The organism is Salinigranum halophilum (genome assembly GCF_007004735.1).
GTDB lineage: Archaea > Halobacteriota > Halobacteria > Halobacteriales > Haloferacaceae > Salinigranum > Salinigranum halophilum.
On record NZ_SSNL01000003.1, the window covers coordinates 619,103 to 636,855 of the forward strand.

Consider the following 17,753-nt stretch of genomic DNA (forward strand, 5'->3'; position numbering starts at 1 on the left):
TCCCCGACCTTCCTCGTGTATGCTCGACGAGTTGCTCGGTCGCGCCGAGTTGAAAGAGCGTATCGCCGACCTCGAAGCGGAGGTCGGCCACCTCGAAGCCCGGTACGAGGCCGAATCCGACCGCCGAGCGGAGGCGGTCCGGGCGCGACAGGAAGCCGAAGAGCGCGTCAACCGCCTCGAGGACCGCATCGCCGACCTCGAGGGGCGACTGGAGGCGGTCGACGACGACGACGAGGTGTCCTTCCGCGGTCGTGAGACGCTCGCCGGCGAGCGCCTCCACTCGGTCCTCGCCCGCCTCCGTTCGCTGGAGACCGACGCGGAGGGAGCGCTCACGGCCTTCGTCGCCCCCGACTCGCTTCCCGACGTCGTCGCGGACGCCGTCGGCGACGGCGCGCCGCTCGTGCGCCGCGCCGCCCCGTGTCTCGTCTGCGTCGACGACGCCGGCCTCGTCGCTGTCACGCTCGCCCCGCCGGCACCGCCCGACCCGTTCGCGACGTGGAGCGACGGCTTCGAACTCGACGACGGGTGGTTCCTCCCACGGACCGGCGACGTACTCGCGCTCGTCCGTTCGGACCTGTTCGTCGTCGGGCAGTACGGGAGTGACCGCGACGGGGAGTGGTCCGTCGTCGACACTATCGAGAGCGACGTCAAGAGCACTCACTCGAAGGGCGGCTTCTCGCAGGGACGCTTCGAGCGCCGTCGCGACGCGCAGGTCGACGAACACGTCGACCAGTCGCTCGACGCGCTCGATGCGCTCGCCCCCGCTCCCGGTCGACTCGTCGTCGTCGGCGAGAAGACCGTCCTCGGTGCCTTCGAAGCGCGAGCGGACTACGTCGCGCGGGTCGACGCCACCGGCGACCCCCGAGCGGCGTTCGAAGCCGCCGTCGACGACTTCTTTACGACACGGCTGTCGCTGTTGTGAGCCGTCTCTGGGCAGGTGTGGCTGTCAGTCGGCACTCGCGACATCGCACGGCGTCGTGCCGAACACCCGCGGGCACCGTGCGGCGGTCGTCAGGTCACACGCCGCGATGGCCGCGTGCTCGTACGTGAACGTTCGGTCGGGTCGGCTCGTCCGTCCCCGACCGCGACCACGATGAACTGAATTTAAGAACAGCCTCCTCGTGGGGCCGATATGAACGCCAGACCCACCCGAGTCGCGGTCCTCGCGCACGACCTCTTTCCGCATCGTGCGAAGACGGCGACCGGCGTCATCCGTTACGCCGACTACGACGTCGCCGCCGTCGTCGACCGCGCCAACCCCGGCAGCCGAGCCAGTGACCACCTCTCGCTCGCTGCCGACCGCGACGCGCCCGTCGTCGAGTCGATGGAGGCGGCGCTCGCCGTGGACGAGGAGATCGACGCGCTCGTCATCGGTATCGCTCCCATCGGCGGCGGCTTCGACGAGTCCTGGCGGCCGGACGTCGAACACGCCCTCGAACAGGGAGTCGACGTTATCGCCGGCCTCCACTACTTCCTCGCCGAGGACGACGCGTTCGCGACACTGGCCGACGAACACGGCGCGACCATCTACGACGTCCGCAAGCCACACCCCGACCTCACCGTCGCGGAGGGGCGGGCGGACGAGGTCGACGCCGACGTCGTCCTCACGGTCGGGACGGACTGCTCTGTCGGCAAGATGACCGTCTCGCTCGAACTCACCCGCGCGGCACAGGAACGCGGTGTCGACGCCGCGTTCATCCCGACGGGACAGACCGGCATCATGATCGCCGGGTGGGGTAACCCCATCGACCGGGTCGTGAGCGACTTCACCGCGGGTGCCGTCGAGGAGATGATTCTCGAGAAGGGCGACGAGCACGACGTGCTGTTCGTCGAGGGGCAGGGGAGCATCGTCCACCCCGCCTACTCCGCCGTCACCTGCGGTATCCTCCACGGGTCGATGCCCGACGCGATGGTGCTGTGTCACGTCGCTGGCCGCGACGCCATCCACGGCTACGAGGACACTGCGATTCCCGACCCGGAGACCTACGTCGACCTCTACGAGGACCTCGCCGCGCCCGTCCACCGCGGCGAGGTCGTCGCCGGCGCGGTCAACACCGCCTCGCTCGACTCGGACGAGGAGGCCCGCGCGGCACTCGAGGCGTTCGGGTCGAGCATCGACGGCCCCGCCACGGACCCCATCCGCTTCGACGCGGACGAGGTGCTCGATGCCGTTCTGGGTGACGACGAACCATGATCTCGGGCGAGTTCGAGCGGGTCTCGCTCCCGCTCGCGGACGCCTTCACCATCTCCCGAGGGACACAGGAGGAAGCCGAAAACGTCGTCGTCCGCCTCACCGACGAGGGCGGGATGACGGGTCACGGCGCGGCCGCGCCCTCCCCACACTACGGCGAGACCGTCGAGACCGTCGAGGCCGTCCTCCCGGCGCTCCTCGAGGAGGTCGAATCCGTCGGCGACCCACACGCCATCGCGCGCATCGAGCGCCGAATAGAAGCGCGGGTCCGGAAGAACCCGGCCGCCCGCGCGGCCGTCTCCATCGCCCTGCACGACCTCGCGGCGAAGCGACTCGGGGTGCCGCTCTACCGGCTGTGGGGCCTCGACGCCGACGAGTGTCCGCCCACGTCGTTCACTATCGGGCTCGATTCCACGGAGCGAGTGCGCGAGAAGACCGAAGCGGCCGTCGAGGCGGGCTATCCGGTCTTGAAGCTCAAACTCGGGACGGACCGGGACGAAGAGTTGCTCGACGCCGTCCGCGAGGCCGCCCCCGACGCGACGCTCCGCGTCGACGCCAACGAGGCGTGGACGCCCCGCGAGGCGGTCGAGAAGTCCCACCTCCTCGCCGACCACGACGTCGAGTTCGTCGAACAGCCGGTCCCCGCAGAACACCCCGACGGACTCCGGTACGTCTACGAGCGCTCGCAGGTGCCGGTCGCCGTCGACGAGTCGGTCGAAACACTCGCCGACGTCCCGCAGGTCGCAGACTCCTGTGACATCGTGAACCTGAAGCTGATGAAGTGCGGCGGGCTCGTCGAGGCCCGACGGATGATACACGCGGCGCGCGCCCACGGCCTGGAAGTGATGCTCGGCTGTATGGTCGAGACGAACGCCGCCATCGCCGCGGCCTGCCATCTCGCGCCGCTGCTCGACTACGCCGACCTCGACGGGGCGCTCCTGCTCGACGAGGACGTCTACGACGGCCTCGACCTCTCCGACGGCGAGATTCGGCTCCCCGACGACCGGAGCGGGACGGGTGCGAGCCCCATCTGAGACCCGGCCGACACCTCACTCCCAGTCGATGGACTCGTCGCGGTCGGTCGGTCGGAGGATGAACGGGCCGATGGAGAGGGTCCGCTTCGCCACCGTCGCGATGCGGAGCACGTACGAGAAAAGCAGCATGAACGGGACGAGCGAGACGGCGGCGGCGGCGACGACGACCCAGACGAGGGCGTCGACACCGAGGAACGTTCCGGTGATCGTCTCGGGGTTGTCCAGATAGAGGACACCGCCGATGCTCACGACCAGCGCGGGCACCGCCGAGAGCAGGATGCCGCGCGAGAGGTTGACCAGTTCCCACTGGAAGTACAGCGTCTTGATGTGTTCGCGTGCGGGGCCGAAGAACCGGAGTGTCTCGACGAGCGCGTCGAGCGCGTCGAGTGCCTCCTCGGACAGCGCCGTCTCGTACTCACCGCTGATTCGCTGTGCTTCGTATATCTTCCACGAGTAGTTGAAGTTCAGCGCCGCGCTCAACACGTCGAAGGTGCCGAACTGTTCGCCCTCGAGCGCCTCGGTCACCTCGTCGGCGTTCTCCGCGAGGCTGGTGGCGTACGCCGAGACGCGCTCGCAGGCGTCGGCGTCGTCACAGTCGTCCACGAGGTCGTCGAGGCGGCGCGCCCGGGTGCCGATTCCGTCGACGAGCGACCGGAGGAACGCCGAGGGCTCCGGCGGACTCGCCGGGACGTCGAGGGCTGACGCCACGTCCCGACGGAACTGGACGGTCCCCTGCATCCGGTCGCGCTGGTCGCCGAGCGGGCCGAGTTCCTGTGAGAGCACGAGCTGGTTGAGCGAGACGACGAGCGTCACGCCCGTGATGAGCGCCGTCGTCAGCGCCTGGAACAGCGTCTCGATGGGGTCTTTGGCGTTGGCCGAGGCACGCAGCGGTGCGGGGTCGACTGCGCCGAGCACGACGAGTGCGGCTGCGACCAACAACAGGGGGATGCCGGCGACGAGACGCCGGTCTGCACCGAGAAGCAGCCAGAGCTTCACGCGGTTCCCGCCGGCTCGTTCCCGGAGGGTGTCACTCGGCGCGTCGTCGCTCTTGGCGGGCATGCGGACCGATTATGTGGGGCGTGTGAAAGCTTCGGTGGTTCACGTCCTGTGGTTACGCCCACTCGATTCGGGGGACAGCACCCGCATCGTCGTCTCGATGTCGTCCGCGGTCGCGCCACGCGGGAACGCGATGGCCACCTCGTCGAGGCCGTCGACGGCCCGGAACCTCGCCAGTGCCGCCTGCGCGTCGTCGGGTGTCCCCGATACGGCGAGGTCGTCGACGAACGTCTCGACCACGTCGCGCGCCGCGTCGCGGTCGCCGTCCTGCCACGCCGCGTGTGCGCTCGCGGCCGGGTAGCCCTGACGTTCGAGTGCGTCCCGGTAGAACGTGCCCATCCCGCCGACGTAGAACGCGACGTGGGTGGTGACGAGACGCCGGGCGTGTTCTGCTCGCTCGCTCACCGCACAGGGGAGGACGAGCGTCGTGTGCACGTCGTCGACCGCCCGCCCGCCGAGCGACGCGCCCCGCTCGAGGTCGGCGAACCGACTGCGGAGTCCGTCGGGTGAACACATGATCGCGTGCCAGCCGTCGGCGAACCGCCCCGCGAGTTCGACCGCCTTCGGGCCCATCCCACCCACGTCGACCGGCGGCGGCGTCTCTGGCGGGTCACACCGGAGCCGAAACCCGTCGAGTTCGAAACAGTCGCCGTCGTAGCTCACCCGCTCGCCCGAGAGGACCTGCCGAACGATGTCGACGTACTCGCGGGTCCGGCGCAGGGGCCGTTCGAAGTCGACGCCGTGCCACTGTTCGACGACCGCCGGACCGCTCGGCCCGAGGCCGACGCGGAACCGCCCGCCAGCGGCCTCCTGAAGGGTGGCCGCAGTCTGTCCGACGAGCGCCGGCGACCGCGAGTAGACGGTGAACAGGCTGGACCCGAGCCCGATACGCTCTGTTCGCTCGGCCAGTACGGCGAGTGTCGTCACCGCGTCTCGCCCCCACGTCTCGGGGAGCCAGACGCGTCCGTAGCCGAGTCGTTCCGCACGAACCCCCAGGTCGACGAGTCTGTCGAGCGACGACTGTGCGGCGACCGGGAGGTGGACCGCGAGGGACGCCGCCGTCTCGCGCTTCATCGCTCGGACTCGCCCACCGCACCGGTGTCGGGCCACGGCCACTCGACGACCGGAGCGCCGCCCGCGTGGTCGTAGTACTCCCGCTGCATCCCGACGATGGCGTCGGGCAGTGAGTCGCCGTCCGCGATGCGGGCGCGGACGGCGGCTTTCTTCCACCGGCTCGGCGTCCGTCCCGTCTCGTACCGTCGTTCGACCGGCCGGAGGAACTCGTCGGCCGTCGCCCGGTCGAACCCCGCGTCGGCGAGCCCGCGACGGGCGTACTCGAACACCTCGTCGTAGACGTGCTCCCGCTCGTCGGTCCGCTCGCCCGCGGCGTCGACCCACGCGAGGTCGGCGCTCAGCCCCGCGTCGACTGCGCGGTAGAACGTCTCCTCCGCGTCGGTCCACGGGAGCGCCGGCAGCGGGTGTTCGCCCGTGACGAGTCCGCGGAGCAAGCCGACGACGAGCGCGTCCAGCGCCATCGTCTCGTCGACCGTCGGCTGCGTCGGGAGCGGGCGGTACTCGAGGCGGACGGAGGCCCGGAGGTCGTCGCCGTCGGCACCCTTCGGAATCTCCCCCCCGAGGACTGCACGCACCCACCGCCAGTACGTCCCCCGTTTGTGCGTCAGCTCCGGGAACGGGTCGGGGTACTCCTCCGCGGGGTCCGGCTCGGAGAGGAACGGCGCGTACGTCTCGTCGGCGACCAGTCGCGTGACCACCTCCTCGAGGGTCTCGAGGTCTGGCGGGACCCTGACCTTGCCGGCCCCGGGCGGTGCTGCGGCGTTCATCGAGCCCTCGAACACCGCCACCCGCAGTTCGTGCGGCGTCTCGTCGACGATTCGGGTCGCGGCGTCACCGTCGACCGACTCGTACAGGTCCGCGGGGAGGAACGGGGAGTTGGTCGCCAGCGCGAGGACGGGACCCAGCGTACGGATGGCGACGTTGAAGTAGGTCGGAAAGTCCTCGCCCGAGGGGACCTGGAGGTGCGGCTGCATCGACGTCGCGAGCGACTCCACCAGGATGGAGGGGAAGTCGTGTTCGACGCCGGGGACCGAGAGGGTCACCGCGCCCCCCGCCCGCCGGATAGTCTCGTTGTCCAGCGCGTGGTAACGGGCGTCGGTCCGCATGTTCCGCGCGACACGGACCCCGTCGGTCTCTTCGACGCGCCCGAGGTACGCCGCGCTCCCTCCCGTGGGTGGAACGGTCCACATCGCGTCGAGGACGAGTTCGCAGTCGTGCGCCGCGAGGCTGTCGCGGGTCCGCTCGTACCGTTCTTCGAGCGCCGCGCGCTGGTGCCGGAGTCCCGCCGCGGTGAAGCGGTCGGGCTCCGTGTGGAGTTCGACGTTGTGGACGCCGAGTTCCTTTCCGCACTCGCTCTCTTCGAACACCTGCTCGGGGACGGTCGTCGGCCGCCCCTCGCTGTCGACGGCGTACGCCTCGAGTTCGATGCCGACGGCGTACCCGCCGGTGTCGAGGCGGCCCTCCCGACAGTGACGCGCGAGCCGGAGTGCCTGCTCGGCCACTCGTCTGTCGAACTCGACCCGCGTCTCGGCGTCGAGCGACCGGACGATGGTGTCGACGAGTCCCGTCTCCGACGTCGTCTCCGCGGTCTCACGCTGTCCGCGCGGTCCTGCTCCGTCTCGCCCGGCGGCGTCTCCTGTCATCGCCTCGGCTCAGTTGTCTTCCTCGTTCTTCAGTTCCTCCAGCTCCGCCTCGACGGCCGGGTCGTCGGTCTCGACGTCGGCCTCGGCGTCGGCTTCGCTCTCTCCTTCGGGTTCGGCCTCGACGTCGGCCTCGGCGGTGGACTTCCCGAGTTCCGCCTTCAGCGTCTCCAGTTCGGTGTCGACCTCGCTGGAGGCGCGACCGGCTTCGAGTTCGCGGTCGATGGAGTCCTTGTCCGAGAGCGCGCTGTCGAACGCGCCGGTGTCCTCGAGTTCGTCCATCGCCGCCGCGCGTGCTTCCATCTCGTCCGTCCGCTCCTCCGCGCGTTCGATGGCCCGCGAGACGTCTTCCATCTCGTCGCCCGCACCGGTCATCGCCTCGGACACTCGCGACGAGGCCTCGGCGGCCTCGTAGCGGGCCTTCATCGTCTCCTTCTTCGTGCGGAACTCCTCGATGCGCGACTGGAGTTTGTCCTTCTTCTCGACGAGGTCGTCCTGTGTCCCCTGCAGATCGGCGATCTGCGTCTCCAGCTGCTCGATCTGCTCCATCTTCGACTGCTTCTTCTCCAGCGCCTGCCGCGCGAGGTCTTCTCTGTCCTGGCGCACGGCCTCGCGTGCCTGCTCGTTGTGCTTCTCGACGTTCTCCTCCAGCCGGCGCTTCTGTATCTCCAGTCGTTTCTTCTGTGTCGTCAGGTCCGCGATTCCCTGTTTGACCTGCTGGAGTTCGTCTCGCATCTTCTCGTAGGAGTAGTCCAGCGTCTCGGAGGGGTCTTCGGCCCGGTTGAGGACGGCGTTGAGCTTCGACCGGATGACGTACGACGCGCGTGAGAGGATTCCCATATGCCCTCTGTTGGGTACCCCTGGGTTAAAACCTCACGCGGCCAATACGACGGGGCCGCCCCGTCGGTCTCCGCGCTTCCCGCTCGTCGGAGCGGCTTTCACGCCCCCGCTCGTTCGACCCGCATGGAGGTCCTCGTGCACGGTGGGAGGGACGTGCGTGCGACGCTCGACGGCGACGTGGGCGACGCCTGCGTCGTCGCCTGCCCACCCCACCCCCAGCACCGCGGTTCGCGAAGCGACGAGCGGCTCCGAGCCGTCTCCCGCGCCCTCGTCGACGCCGGCGTCGACTGTCTCCGCATCGACTACGGCCCGTGGGCCGAGGGCGTCGGCGAGGTCACCGACGCCATCAACGCCGTCTCTCACGCCCACGACGAACTGGGCTACGGTCGCGTGGGCCTGTTCGGATACAGCTTCGGTGGAGCCGTCTCACTGCTCGCGGCCACCGAGTGCGCGGCCGACGTGCGGGCGGTGAGCGTCGTCGCGCCCGCGGACCGCCTCTCCTCGGAACTGGACGCCGTCGCCGCCGTGAAGACGCTCTCGATTCCGCTGCAGGTCGTCGCCGGGCGTCGCGACACGACCGTCGAGTGGGAGCGGGTGGCCGCGGCCGCTCGCGAACAGGGTGGTGACGTGGTCGAACTCCCGGCCGACCACTTCTTCGTCGGGCAGGCGGGCACAGTCGCCGACCGGGTCGGGCCGTTTCTGGTGGACGCACTCGGCTGACTTTTTGTCCCGCTCGTCCGTAGCCCACGGTGTGCCCCCCGCTCACGACACCACCCCCCGGTACGAGACGACCATCCCGCTCGTCTCCCGCGGCCTCACGCTCTTTCTCGTCGTCACCTCCCTGCCGGTGCTCGGACTCATCGCGTTTCTCACCGCCACCGAGAACGACCCGTGGTGGGTCGTCGCGCTCGCGGCGCTCCTCCTCTTCGGCCCGCTGTTCGTCGTGGGACAGCTCCGACTCCACGTCGAACTGTTCGAAAACGAGCTTCGCTACCGGGTCCGACCCTGGCACCGCCGCGACCGGGTGCTCGCGGTCGACGACGTCGCGAGGGTCGAGCGGCTGTTCCAGCGGCCTCGGTCGAAGGTCACGCTCCGCCGCGTCAACCTCGGCCGCGACTGGATCGACTGGAACGGCGACGAGGTGCGATACGTGCTCTCGGGCGACTCGGGGCTCAGACTCGAACGGGACGGGGACCGTGACCTCGTGTTCTGGTTCGAAGCGGCGGACGAACTGGCCCGGGCCTTGGAAGACGCGCGGGACTGACGATCAGTTGTACTCGCGCCAGCGGTACCCGCACTCCTTGCACTTGAAGAAGCGCGTCGGCGGTTCGTCCGCCGCGCCGGTCTGCTTGATGGTGTACCACGCCGCGCCGTGGCCGCAGTCGTCACAGGTGACGTCCTTCGCGGTGGGTTTCCCCTCGAAGTTCGCCTCCTCGCTCGTCTCGATGACCTCCGAATCGCTCTGTGCCTCGGTCGAGGTGTACTGGGCGGCGAGGTCGTCGTCCTGCTCCGACGTCCCGCCGCAGTCGTCGTCGGTACAGACCATCTCGCCGCCTTGTGAGACCATCATCGAACCGCAGTCGTCGCAGAACTGCATACCCGCCGTACCGGCAGGAGACACATCAGTCGCTCGGAGTCTCTCCGGTCAGGTCGCGCTCGCTGGTGCCCTCGCGGGGCACCGCCGTCCCGTCGGTGTCGACGATGCCCTCGACGACGGGACAGTTGCGGACGCGGAACTGCTCCCTGTCGACGACTTCGACGACCGCCGCGCCGTCGTACGAACAGGCCACCGCCGGCGGGGCGCTGAAGAAGTGACACGACTCGCAGTAGTCGCCCTTCGGGACGATGTGGTCGTCACCGACCGTCGATTCGACGGCCTCCGTCGGGTCGATGTCGGCACCGAGCGCGTCCGCCCGTTCGTCGTCCCCCTCGTCCGTCAGCACCGACTCCCAGACCGCGTCGGTGTCGACGTCGGCGACGTCCATCTCCTCGAACAGTTCGTCGCCCTCGGCACTCGCCGCGCGCTCGTCGTCGGCACCGCCGAGACCGCCACGTTCGGCCTCGACCTCGTCCGTCACGTCTCCCGGGTCGTCCCCGTCGCCCTCGTCGCCCTCGTCGGCCGAGCCGTCCCGCCGGCGTCGCGCGTCGCGTCGCTCGCGGACGCGCCTCGCGAGGTCGCCGAGCGGTTCGTCGGGGTCGCCCTCCTCAGACATTCTTCGACTCTCCCAGGAGCTCCGTCGCCGCGTCCGCCGGCCTGCTCGCGTCCCGTCCGTCGCCGGCGTCGTGCTGGCCGTTGTGGGCCCGCTCGTCCGGGTCGTCCGGGTCGTCACCCGCCAGCAACGCCGGGGGGCGGCCGGTCACGAGCGTCCCGGAGCCGAACAGCCGACCGGCGGACTCGACGCCGACGAACCCGGTCTCACAGTGTGGACACGCCGGTTCGGTGAGCAGGGCGATGGCCACGGAGCCACCGCACGCCTCGCACTTCGCCTTCGTCGTCCCCTGTCGGTTCGCCGCCGCCTTGAGGTCGGCTGCGGCGTCCAGCCGGGTGACCTGCTGCTCGACCTGCGCGGTCCGACGACGCAGCGACACGACGACCTGTGCGAGTCGCGTGAGCTTCCCGTCGAGGTCGTCCGCCTCGTCGGTGAGGTGCGATAGGATCTCCTCGTAGTTCTCGAACCCGCGGTCGACTCGCGTCTCGACGTCGTCGAGGCGTGTGTGAACCGCCTCGTGGTCGTGGTCGGCCGGTGCCTTCGCGTCCGCCTCGCGTTTGACCTGGATGACGCGTTCGCGAACGTCGGTTATCTTCTCTTCGAGGTCGTCTTCGACGGCCTCGACGCGACTCTCGAGGTCGTCGCGCGGTTCGCCGAGGGCGTCCTCGACGCCCCCGAGTCGGCCCTCGAGGTCGGCCAGCCGGTCGGCGAGTCGGTCCAGTTCCGATTCGATATCGTCGACCGGCGGCATCTCGTCGCCCGCTCCCGTCGCGTGCTCCTCGACGAGGCGGTACAGCGCCACCGCCCGAGACAGGACGTCAGCGGGGTCCTCGTCCGACGCGGCGACCTGCTCGTCCACCCACCGTTGTAGCTCGGCGGGTAGCGTCTCCTCCGATTCTCCGGCCATCTCGCTTGTGGGTTTCCGTCACCCCTCTTAAGCGTTGGCCGCCGATTATCGAATCTTACGAACGTCGCTGATGTCGAACCCGCCGTCGTGAATCTCGGTCTCGAACTGGACGATGTTCTCGTCTTCGAGTTGCGAGAGGACGCCGCGGAACTCCTGGACGACCATCGTCCGCGCGCGTTTCGAGCCGCCGGCCTCCCACTCGAAGAGGAACGTCCCGCTCGTCGCGTCCTTCAACAGGCCGAGTTCGGCGTCGTCGAGCGTCTCGCGGTTCACCAGCAGGAGGATGAGCCCACCCCACCGGTGGGAGGCCTTGTTCAGTCCCTTCACGAGGAGCGCGATTTCGTTCCACGACAACTGGTCCGCCTCGGCTGCGACCAGGTCTGTGACCGAATCGACGACGACGAGGTTGCCCGCGGCGTGGTCGGAGAGGTAGGTCCCGAACGCCTCGAGGACGTCGTCGTGTTTCCCGCCCGCTCCGAGGTCACGGAGCGCGCTCGCCTCGCCGAGATACCACTCGCGGGGGACGGGGCTCGGATGGAAGTACTCCCGGGAGAAGTCGGCGAACTCGATGTGCTCCGTGGCGCGTTCGACCAGTTCGTCGTCCATCGTGAAGTTCATCTGCCGCGTGAGGTACGCCTCGTCGGTGGTGAACGAGACGTAGTGTACCTCCGGGGGAGTCGCTGCCGTCTCTTTCAGGGAGCCGTAGTGAAGTTCGAAGAGGTCATCGTCGACCCCGGCGATGGCGTTGATGATCGTGCTGGTGTAGAGGAACTCTCGCCCCCCGGCACCCGACTCGCTCGCGAGGAGCACCACCGACCCCGAGGGGGCCCCGCCGCCGATGAGCGAGTCGAGCCGAGAGACGCCGAACGGGACGCTGTCCATACGCCCCGTGTGACCCGCGAGTACAAGAGCGTGTACCCGCCGAGAATCACTCGTGATTCTCGAGGGACTCGACCACGGCACCCCGGTTCCGTCCCCGAACCACTCGGACCCGTCCGTCCACGCCCGCCGCGTCGAGGGCTCGTTCCCCCGCCTCGTGTGCCCGCTCGGCGTTCGCCTCGTCCGTGACGCCGTACACCGCCGGCCCCCACGAGGACTGCCCGGCACCGAACACGCTCGCCGTCTCCGAGAGCGTCGCGACCAACTGTCCGACCGGCGGCCGATACGTCCCGCCCTGTTCGTCGGCGTACCACGCGCCGTTCAGCCGCCCCACCTCCTCGACGGCCGACCCGAAGTGTTCCGCGTTCCCCGTCGCGACCGCGGGGAGCACCTGTCGGGTCAGGACGCCGGCGATGCGGTTCGACAGCGTCGGGTCGGCCCGCTCGACGACGGCGCGCATGCTCGCGTCCTCGGCCTCGCCGCTCCGCCCCGAATCCAGGTCGGGGAAGACGAGCAGGAATCGCCAGTGGTCGGGGAGCGAGTGCGCCGCCGCCACCGGCGGGACCGTCCAGTCGCCGTCGGCCGGGCGCGCGGTCGTGAACCGCGCCGTCGGGTGCCCCGCGTCGACGACGAACCCACCCCGCTCGAACGTCGCCACCCCGACACCCGAGCGTCCCCCACGACCCAGTTCCGGCGCGAACCGCCTGACTGACGGCTCGACGCCGTGTGCTCGCGCGACAGCCGAGAGCGTCGAGAGCGCCAGTTGCGTGCCGCTCCCGATGCCGATGTGTCGGGGGAGACGACGGTCGACGCGCACGCGAGCCCCGGGAACGTCGAGCAACGAGACCGCTCGCCGGGCGTACTCGTGTGCGTCGGGGTCGTCGCAGTCGACGCCCTCGGCGGGAGCGGCCGACACCACCGTTCGTGGCTCACTGAGCGCCACCCCGAGCCCGCCGTAGAGTCGCTCGTGCGACAGGCTCAGGTTGGTGAAACCGAAGTGGAGTCGGCCGCCGGTCGAGACCCGCACGTCCATACCCCCACTTCGACGGACGGCGTAAGTCCGTTCGGGTTTCGTCTCTCGCTAGCCGCTCCCCGGGAGCGGACAGAGACTCGCGGTGAACACGACCACGTCGTCGCCGTCGTTGCGCGCGCCGTGTGAGACGCCGCGCTCGTGGAGGACGACGCCCGGTGCCGACACGCGCTCTTCGTCGTCGCCCTGGATGACCGTCACCTCCCCCTTCAGGACGTGAAACACGTTCGTGCTGTCGCCGTGTTCGTGTGGCTCCAGCGTCGCGTCGGGCCCCAGCGCGAACGCCTTCACGAGCACGTCGTCGGTCACCACGAGCTCTGCGGTCTGGACCTCGCCCGCCTCGGGCGAGAGGTCGTCGAGGTCGAGTCTGTTGAGTGTCACGACTCTCCTCAGGTCGTTCGTGGAAAAAAGCGTGCGGGTCCCACCGACTCGACGCTCGAACCGGCCCGTTCGCCGTCCGTCCACGGTCGGACACGATCCGTGGTGCGCCCGAGTGGTCTCCTCTCCTCCCCTCTCCCCCCGAGTGGACGCGCCACTCCGGCGGTCCGCACAGCGAACGGGTGACCGGGAGGGCCGAGTCGGTTGCGTGGGAACCCCTGTCGTCGTTCCGGGTCGCGTCGCGTCAGGCGGGGGTGGTCGTCACCGCACTCACACCGGCCGCGACACTCGCGTTCGCCCGTGTGTCGCTGTCGCTGTCGGTGTCGCCGTCGGCCGAGGCGTCTGAGCCGCCAAGAACCCCCGAGAGCGCCTCACCGAGGCTCCCGTCCAGCTCGCCCGACAGGAACGAGCCGACGGTGTCGTGCACCTCGCTCACGCGGTCGGGCACCGGCGCGGGGAGACGCTCCGGCGGTCCACGCTCTCCCCGTGTGTCGGCCGCCGGCGCGGTCGAGTCACCCACCGCGGTGGCGTTCTCGGACCGCTTCTCCTCGGTGCTCTGCGCTCCCGTCTCGTCGCGGGCCGACGCACCGTCTTCGGCTGCGACGTCGGCCCGTGCGTCGACACTCGCGTTCGCCGCCGTCGAGTCGTCGTCGGCCTCGGCGTCGGCGTTCGCGGATGCCTCGCCTGCGTGGCTCACGGACGGGCCGGTCGGTGTCGCGGCGGCCGCTCCCGTCGTGACGAGGACCGCGGCCAGCGCGACTGCAACGAATCGGTTCGCGTTCATTGCACCCGACGCTGGTGGCCGGACGGGTTTCAACCCGGGCGACGAGAAGCCCGGATTCAGGCGTTCTTGCCGCCGTTTAAGCCGAGTTAACCCCGATTAATCCGGGCAAACGGTCGTGGCTGCGCCTCGCGACGTGTTCGCGAGGCAGTCGGTGGGGGTGACCGACGCGCCCGCGCGCCGGTCGACGCGGCTAGTCGGCGTGGCGGACGATGTGGATGTCGTACGCCGCGTCCTCCGAGAGTGGGTTCCCGACGCTCGAGAGGGGGCTCGCCACCCGACCGGCGTTCTCGCTGCCGACGAAGAGTATCTCGACGTCCTCCTCGTGGGCGACCTGGCGGATCTTCCGGACGACGTCGAGCGTCGTCGTCGCCACGGGGTCGTCCTCGCCGTCGAGTGGTTCGTGACGGAACCGCGCGTTCGGGGCGATCTCGTGGGCCTTCGTCTCGAGTCGGGCGGCGATGGCCTCGATGTCCGACGGCGTCTGCTCCGTGAGCCAGCCGCGCTCGGCCGCGTAGTCGGTACTGTCGGGGATGACCGTCAGCGCGACGACCTCGGTGTCCATGAACGCCGCGAACTCGCTCGCGCGCTTCAGTGCCGCACGCGAGAGCGGTGAGTCGTCGAACGGAACGAGAAGTGTCATCGGTCAGTGTTCGCGAGGCACGTCAAGAAACTATCCGGTGGCCGCGAACCCTGCCGGCTTACTCGCCGACTAGCTCTTCGGCGACGAGTGCCGGGCTGAACAGCGCGGGGTCGAGCGCCAGGTCGGCCTGCGCGCGGGCGAACTCCGGGAGCGAGTCGGTGGCGTACGTCACCACGCGCACGTCGGCGTTCGTGTCCTTCGCGACCGAGATGGCCGTCGCGTCGTCCATATCCGTGAGGAGGAACACGTCGGCCGTCTCGATTCCCGCCGCCGCGAGCGACTTCCGGGTGGCGATGCCGTCGACCCGCCGCACGTCGGCCCCGGCGTCGTCGAGCGCCGCAGCCACGTCACCGTCGTCCGCGCCCGCGAGGACTACGCGCAGGCTCATTCGTACTCGATGGTCGCGGGCGGTTTGTGCGTGACGTCGTAGACGACGCGGGCGACGTTGGGGAGCGTTCCGGTAATCCGCGACTGGATGCGCTGGAGCGTCTCCCACGGGAGGTCCTGTGCCCGCGCGGTCATCCCGTCGCGTGACTCGACCGAGCGCACGGAGACGACCCAGCCGTGGACGCGGTTGTCACCCTTCACGCCCGTGGCCTTGCCGATGACGGCCGCGAACGCCTGCCACGGCTCGTGGGCTTCGACCTCCTCCTCGACGATGTGACACGACTCGCGGGCCACCTCGAGTTTCTCCGCCGTGATTTCGCCGATGACCCGGACGGCGAGTCCCGGGCCGGGGAACGGCATCCGCTCGGAGATGATCTCCTCCAGGCCGAGGTCGCGGGCCACGTCGCGCACCTCGTCCTTGTAGAGGTCGCGAACGGGTTCGACGATGCCCTCGAAGTCTACCACTTCAGGGAGGCCGCCGACGTTGTGGTGGGACTTGATGTTCCCCTCCGACTCGATGCGGTCGGGGTAGATGGTCCCCTGGACGAGGTAGTCGGCGTCGCTCTCTCTCGCCATCGTCTCGAACTCGCGGATGAACTGCTCGCCGATGACGTGGCGCTTCTCCTCGGGGTCAGTGACGCCCGAGAGCGCGTCGAGGAACCGCTCCTGTGCCTCGACGATTTCGAGCGATTCCATGAACGAGAACGTCTCTCGAATCTGGTCGGTTTCGCCCTTCCGCATCAGGCCGGTGTCGACGTACACGGGCGTGAGGTCGTCGCCGAGCGCCTCGTACGCCAACGTCGCGGCGACGGAGGAGTCGACCCCGCCCGAGAGGGCGATGATGGCGTGACCGTCGCCCACTGCCGCTTCGATCTCGGCGACCGCCTCCTCGATGAACGACTCGGTGTCGACCATCAGGCGGTCACCTCCTCGCTCGCTGCGGTCTCGTCGCGTTCCCCGATGACCGCGTCGAGGAAGCCGACGAACGCCGGCGACGCCCTGTCGGGGCGCGACCGGAACTCGGGGTGGAACTGCGTCCCGAAAAAGAACGGGTGGTCGTCGCGTTCGAGAATCTCCATACGGGGACCAGCCGTCCCCGAGAACACGAGTCCTTCGGATTCCAGTCGCTCGATGTAGGCGGGGTTGACCTCGTACCGATGTCGGTGCCGCTCGACGCAGGCGTCGCCGTACAGCCGCTGTGCGAGCGTCTCCGGCTTGATCTCTGTCTCGTGTGCGCCGAGGCGCATCGTCCCGCCCATGTCGTCGAGTTCCTTCTGCTCGGGGAGGATGTCGATGACGGGATGGGGCGTGTCGGGGTCGAGTTCGGCCGAGTTCGCACCCTCGAGTCCGAGGACGTTCCGCGCGTGTTCGACGACGGCCATCTGGAAGCCAAGACAGAGACCGAGGAAGGGGACGTCGTGCTCGCGGGCGTGACGGACCGCCTCGACCTTCCCTTCGGTCCCGCGGACGCCGAAGCCGCCGGGGACGACGACGCCGTCCGCGGCTTCGAGCCGCTTGCGGTGGCTGTCGCGCATCTTCTCGGCGTCGACCCAGCTGACGTCCACCTCGACGCCGAGTTCGATTCCGGCGTGCTTCAGCGACTCGTGGATGCTCATGTACGCGTCCTCGAGCCCGTACTTCCCGACGAGCGCGACCGAGATGGGCTCGGCCTCGTCGCGGTTCCGCGTCACGAGTTCGCGCCAGCGGTTGTCGCGCTCGGCGTGCGGGAGCGCCTCCTCGGCGAGCGCCAGTCGCTCCATCACGTACTCGTCGAGCCCCTCGTCTTCGACCATCAGCGGGACGTGGTAGATGTCGTCGACGTCGGGGTTCGAGAACACCGCCTCGTTCGGGATGTCACAGAACAGGGCGATCTTCTCTTTCGTCTCGGCGTCGAGGCGCTGTTCGTTCCGACCGATGATGACGTCCGGGTGCAGACCGATCGAGCGGAGTTCCTTCACCGAGTGCTGGGTGGGTTTGGTCTTCTGCTCGCCGTTCTTCGAGTCCGGGACGAGCGTCACGTGCATGAACAGCAGGTCCTCGTCGTCCTCCTCGCTGGCGAACTGCCGGAGCGCCTCGAGGAAGGGCATCCCCTCGATGTCGCCGACGGTGCCGCCGACCTCGACGATGCAGACGTCCGCGCCCTCGGCAGCCTCGCGGATGCGTCGCTTGATGTCGTCGGTGATGTGAGGGATGATCTGGACCGTCTTCCCGAGGTAGTCACCGGCGCGTTCGCGCTCGATGACGTGTTTGTACACCTTGCCGGTGGTGACGTTGTGGTCCGAGGTCATGTCCACGCCCAGGAAGCGCTCGTAGTTCCCCAGGTCGAGGTCGACCTCGCCGCCGTCTTTTAACACGTACACCTCCCCGTGCTCGTAGGGGTTCATCGTCCCCGCGTCGACGTTGAGGTACGGGTCGATCTTCACAGCGGTGACGTCGAAACCGGCGTTGGCGAGCAGTCTGCCCGTACTCGCGGCGGTTATCCCCTTTCCAAGTCCGGACATTACACCTCCCGTGACGAAAACGAACTTCCGACCCAGTGTGGGGTCGTACCCTGTTTCGGGTTCCTTCGGCATACCGACCATCCGCAACGACTCTTGAAAATCGTTTCGGGAGCGAACCACGGGTGTCACCGGCTCACGAGCCGCATTATCGGCTACACTGACACGACACGCTGGACGAACGGTCAGTTCTCCGGCCCCGATT

20 protein-coding genes are annotated in these 17,753 nt (G+C 69.1%); 5 read left to right on the forward strand and 15 right to left on the reverse strand.

The genetic code is table 11. The features are described from left to right. Nucleotides 1–19 precede the first annotated feature (19 nt). From E6N53_RS07740 to E6N53_RS07750, 3 genes are all read left to right on the forward strand, one after another. Complete coding sequence (locus E6N53_RS07740; protein WP_142858184.1) at nucleotides 20–922, forward strand: Vms1/Ankzf1 family peptidyl-tRNA hydrolase; 903 nt, start codon at nucleotides 20–22, stop codon at nucleotides 920–922. Nucleotides 923–1,132: 210 nt separating this feature from the next. Next, a complete protein-coding gene (locus E6N53_RS07745) occupies nucleotides 1,133–2,194 on the forward strand; it encodes an N-acetyltransferase DgcN family protein (RefSeq protein ID WP_136601016.1) in 1,062 nt (353 codons plus the stop codon). Then, nucleotides 2,191–3,225 carry a dipeptide epimerase gene (locus E6N53_RS07750; RefSeq protein ID WP_142858186.1) on the forward strand — a complete coding sequence of 345 codons (1,035 nt, stop codon included), beginning with the start codon at nucleotides 2,191–2,193 and terminating at the stop codon, nucleotides 3,223–3,225. The genes E6N53_RS07745 and E6N53_RS07750 overlap by 4 nt, the downstream gene beginning before the upstream one ends. A 15-nt stretch (nucleotides 3,226–3,240) precedes the next feature. Here the strand turns inward: E6N53_RS07750 and E6N53_RS07755 are convergent, their stop codons facing one another. The 4 genes from E6N53_RS07755 to E6N53_RS07770 are packed head-to-tail and all read right to left on the reverse strand — an operon-like array spanning nucleotide 3,241 to nucleotide 7,835. After that, entirely contained in the window at nucleotides 3,241–4,284 is a 1,044-nt protein-coding gene (locus E6N53_RS07755; RefSeq protein WP_136589412.1) for a DUF7972 family membrane protein, read from the reverse strand. 39 nt (nucleotides 4,285–4,323) lie between these two features. Then, nucleotides 4,324–5,355 carry a TIGR04024 family LLM class F420-dependent oxidoreductase gene (locus tag E6N53_RS07760; RefSeq protein WP_142858188.1) on the reverse strand — a complete coding sequence of 344 codons (1,032 nt, stop codon included), beginning with the start codon at nucleotides 5,353–5,355 and terminating at the stop codon, nucleotides 4,324–4,326. Next, on the reverse strand, nucleotides 5,352–6,998 hold the full coding sequence (locus tag E6N53_RS07765; RefSeq protein WP_201741095.1) for a glutamate-cysteine ligase family protein: 1,647 nt from the start codon (nucleotides 6,996–6,998) through the stop codon (nucleotides 5,352–5,354). The genes E6N53_RS07760 and E6N53_RS07765 overlap by 4 nt, the downstream gene beginning before the upstream one ends. A 9-nt stretch (nucleotides 6,999–7,007) precedes the next feature. Then, nucleotides 7,008–7,835, reverse strand: a complete 828-nt coding sequence (locus E6N53_RS07770) for a PspA/IM30 family protein (RefSeq protein WP_136589410.1) — start codon at nucleotides 7,833–7,835, stop codon at nucleotides 7,008–7,010. 123 nt (nucleotides 7,836–7,958) lie between these two features. Here E6N53_RS07770 and E6N53_RS07775 point away from each other — a divergent pair, with 123 nt between their 5' ends. Together E6N53_RS07775 and E6N53_RS07780 are read left to right on the forward strand one after the other, a co-directional pair. After that, entirely contained in the window at nucleotides 7,959–8,555 is a 597-nt protein-coding gene (locus E6N53_RS07775) for an alpha/beta hydrolase (RefSeq protein WP_142858190.1), read from the forward strand. Between the two features lie 31 nt (nucleotides 8,556–8,586). Continuing rightward, nucleotides 8,587–9,099, forward strand: coding sequence for a hypothetical protein (locus E6N53_RS07780; protein WP_142858192.1), 513 nt, complete (start codon nucleotides 8,587–8,589; stop codon nucleotides 9,097–9,099). 3 nt (nucleotides 9,100–9,102) lie between these two features. Here E6N53_RS07780 and E6N53_RS07785 read toward each other — a convergent pair whose 3' ends face one another. The 11 genes from E6N53_RS07785 to pyrG form a co-directional block, all read right to left on the reverse strand. Next, on the reverse strand, nucleotides 9,103–9,432 hold the full coding sequence (locus tag E6N53_RS07785; protein ID WP_136589407.1) for a transcription factor S: 330 nt from the start codon (nucleotides 9,430–9,432) through the stop codon (nucleotides 9,103–9,105). Between the two features lie 25 nt (nucleotides 9,433–9,457). Next, entirely contained in the window at nucleotides 9,458–10,048 is a 591-nt protein-coding gene (locus tag E6N53_RS07790; protein WP_142858195.1) for a DUF8135 domain-containing protein, read from the reverse strand. Then, on the reverse strand, nucleotides 10,041–10,952 hold the full coding sequence (locus tag E6N53_RS07795) for a hypothetical protein (RefSeq protein ID WP_142858197.1): 912 nt from the start codon (nucleotides 10,950–10,952) through the stop codon (nucleotides 10,041–10,043). Before E6N53_RS07795 ends, E6N53_RS07790 begins: the two co-directional genes overlap by 8 nt. Before the next feature lie 45 nt (nucleotides 10,953–10,997). Then, the gene (locus E6N53_RS07800) at nucleotides 10,998–11,834 is read right to left on the reverse strand and encodes an RAD55 family ATPase (RefSeq protein ID WP_142858199.1); all 837 of its coding nucleotides are present in this window, start codon (nucleotides 11,832–11,834) and stop codon (nucleotides 10,998–11,000) included. A 46-nt stretch (nucleotides 11,835–11,880) separates the two neighbouring features. Further along, nucleotides 11,881–12,864 carry a beta-ribofuranosylaminobenzene 5'-phosphate synthase family protein gene (locus E6N53_RS07805; protein WP_142858202.1) on the reverse strand — a complete coding sequence of 328 codons (984 nt, stop codon included), beginning with the start codon at nucleotides 12,862–12,864 and terminating at the stop codon, nucleotides 11,881–11,883. A 48-nt stretch (nucleotides 12,865–12,912) separates the two neighbouring features. Continuing rightward, entirely contained in the window at nucleotides 12,913–13,242 is a 330-nt protein-coding gene (locus tag E6N53_RS07810; RefSeq protein WP_142858204.1) for a cupin domain-containing protein, read from the reverse strand. 241 nt (nucleotides 13,243–13,483) lie between these two features. Next, complete coding sequence (locus E6N53_RS07815; RefSeq protein ID WP_142858206.1) at nucleotides 13,484–14,023, reverse strand: hypothetical protein; 540 nt, start codon at nucleotides 14,021–14,023, stop codon at nucleotides 13,484–13,486. A 190-nt stretch (nucleotides 14,024–14,213) separates the two neighbouring features. Beyond that, nucleotides 14,214–14,663, reverse strand: a complete 450-nt coding sequence (locus E6N53_RS07820) for a universal stress protein (protein WP_136589400.1) — start codon at nucleotides 14,661–14,663, stop codon at nucleotides 14,214–14,216. A 58-nt stretch (nucleotides 14,664–14,721) separates the two neighbouring features. After that, entirely contained in the window at nucleotides 14,722–15,051 is a 330-nt protein-coding gene (locus tag E6N53_RS07825; RefSeq protein WP_142858208.1) for a DUF7126 family protein, read from the reverse strand. Beyond that, the gene (gene guaA / locus E6N53_RS07830) at nucleotides 15,048–15,965 is read right to left on the reverse strand and encodes a glutamine-hydrolyzing GMP synthase (protein ID WP_142858210.1); all 918 of its coding nucleotides are present in this window, start codon (nucleotides 15,963–15,965) and stop codon (nucleotides 15,048–15,050) included. The genes E6N53_RS07825 and guaA overlap by 4 nt, the downstream gene beginning before the upstream one ends. Continuing rightward, nucleotides 15,965–17,623, reverse strand: a complete 1,659-nt coding sequence (pyrG, locus tag E6N53_RS07835) for a glutamine hydrolyzing CTP synthase (RefSeq protein ID WP_142858212.1) — start codon at nucleotides 17,621–17,623, stop codon at nucleotides 15,965–15,967. The genes guaA and pyrG overlap by 1 nt, the downstream gene beginning before the upstream one ends. Nucleotides 17,624–17,753: the final 130 nt, after the last annotated feature.

Excerpts from the sequence above, each read along its gene's own strand:
- E6N53_RS07740 (WP_142858184.1), top strand. The coding sequence starts at position 20 with ATGCTCGACGAGTTGCTCGGTCGCGCCGAGTTGAAAGAGCGTATCGCC.
- E6N53_RS07745 (WP_136601016.1), top strand. The coding sequence starts at position 1,133 with ATGAACGCCAGACCCACCCGAGTCGCGGTCCTCGCGCACGACCTCTTT.
- E6N53_RS07750 (WP_142858186.1), top strand. The coding sequence starts at position 2,191 with ATGATCTCGGGCGAGTTCGAGCGGGTCTCGCTCCCGCTCGCGGACGCC.
- E6N53_RS07755 (WP_136589412.1), bottom strand. The coding sequence starts at position 4,284 with ATGCCCGCCAAGAGCGACGACGCGCCGAGTGACACCCTCCGGGAACGA.
- E6N53_RS07760 (WP_142858188.1), bottom strand. The coding sequence starts at position 5,355 with ATGAAGCGCGAGACGGCGGCGTCCCTCGCGGTCCACCTCCCGGTCGCC.
- E6N53_RS07765 (WP_201741095.1), bottom strand. The coding sequence starts at position 6,998 with ATGACAGGAGACGCCGCCGGGCGAGACGGAGCAGGACCGCGCGGACAG.
- E6N53_RS07770 (WP_136589410.1), bottom strand. The coding sequence starts at position 7,835 with ATGGGAATCCTCTCACGCGCGTCGTACGTCATCCGGTCGAAGCTCAAC.
- E6N53_RS07775 (WP_142858190.1), top strand. The coding sequence starts at position 7,959 with ATGGAGGTCCTCGTGCACGGTGGGAGGGACGTGCGTGCGACGCTCGAC.
- E6N53_RS07785 (WP_136589407.1), bottom strand. The coding sequence starts at position 9,432 with ATGCAGTTCTGCGACGACTGCGGTTCGATGATGGTCTCACAAGGCGGC.
- E6N53_RS07790 (WP_142858195.1), bottom strand. The coding sequence starts at position 10,048 with ATGTCTGAGGAGGGCGACCCCGACGAACCGCTCGGCGACCTCGCGAGG.
- E6N53_RS07795 (WP_142858197.1), bottom strand. The coding sequence starts at position 10,952 with ATGGCCGGAGAATCGGAGGAGACGCTACCCGCCGAGCTACAACGGTGG.
- E6N53_RS07800 (WP_142858199.1), bottom strand. The coding sequence starts at position 11,834 with ATGGACAGCGTCCCGTTCGGCGTCTCTCGGCTCGACTCGCTCATCGGC.
- E6N53_RS07805 (WP_142858202.1), bottom strand. The coding sequence starts at position 12,864 with ATGGACGTGCGGGTCTCGACCGGCGGCCGACTCCACTTCGGTTTCACC.
- E6N53_RS07815 (WP_142858206.1), bottom strand. The coding sequence starts at position 14,023 with ATGAACGCGAACCGATTCGTTGCAGTCGCGCTGGCCGCGGTCCTCGTC.
- E6N53_RS07820 (WP_136589400.1), bottom strand. The coding sequence starts at position 14,663 with ATGACACTTCTCGTTCCGTTCGACGACTCACCGCTCTCGCGTGCGGCA.
- E6N53_RS07825 (WP_142858208.1), bottom strand. The coding sequence starts at position 15,051 with ATGAGCCTGCGCGTAGTCCTCGCGGGCGCGGACGACGGTGACGTGGCT.
- guaA (WP_142858210.1), bottom strand. The coding sequence starts at position 15,965 with ATGGTCGACACCGAGTCGTTCATCGAGGAGGCGGTCGCCGAGATCGAA.
- pyrG (WP_142858212.1), bottom strand. The coding sequence starts at position 17,623 with ATGCCGAAGGAACCCGAAACAGGGTACGACCCCACACTGGGTCGGAAG.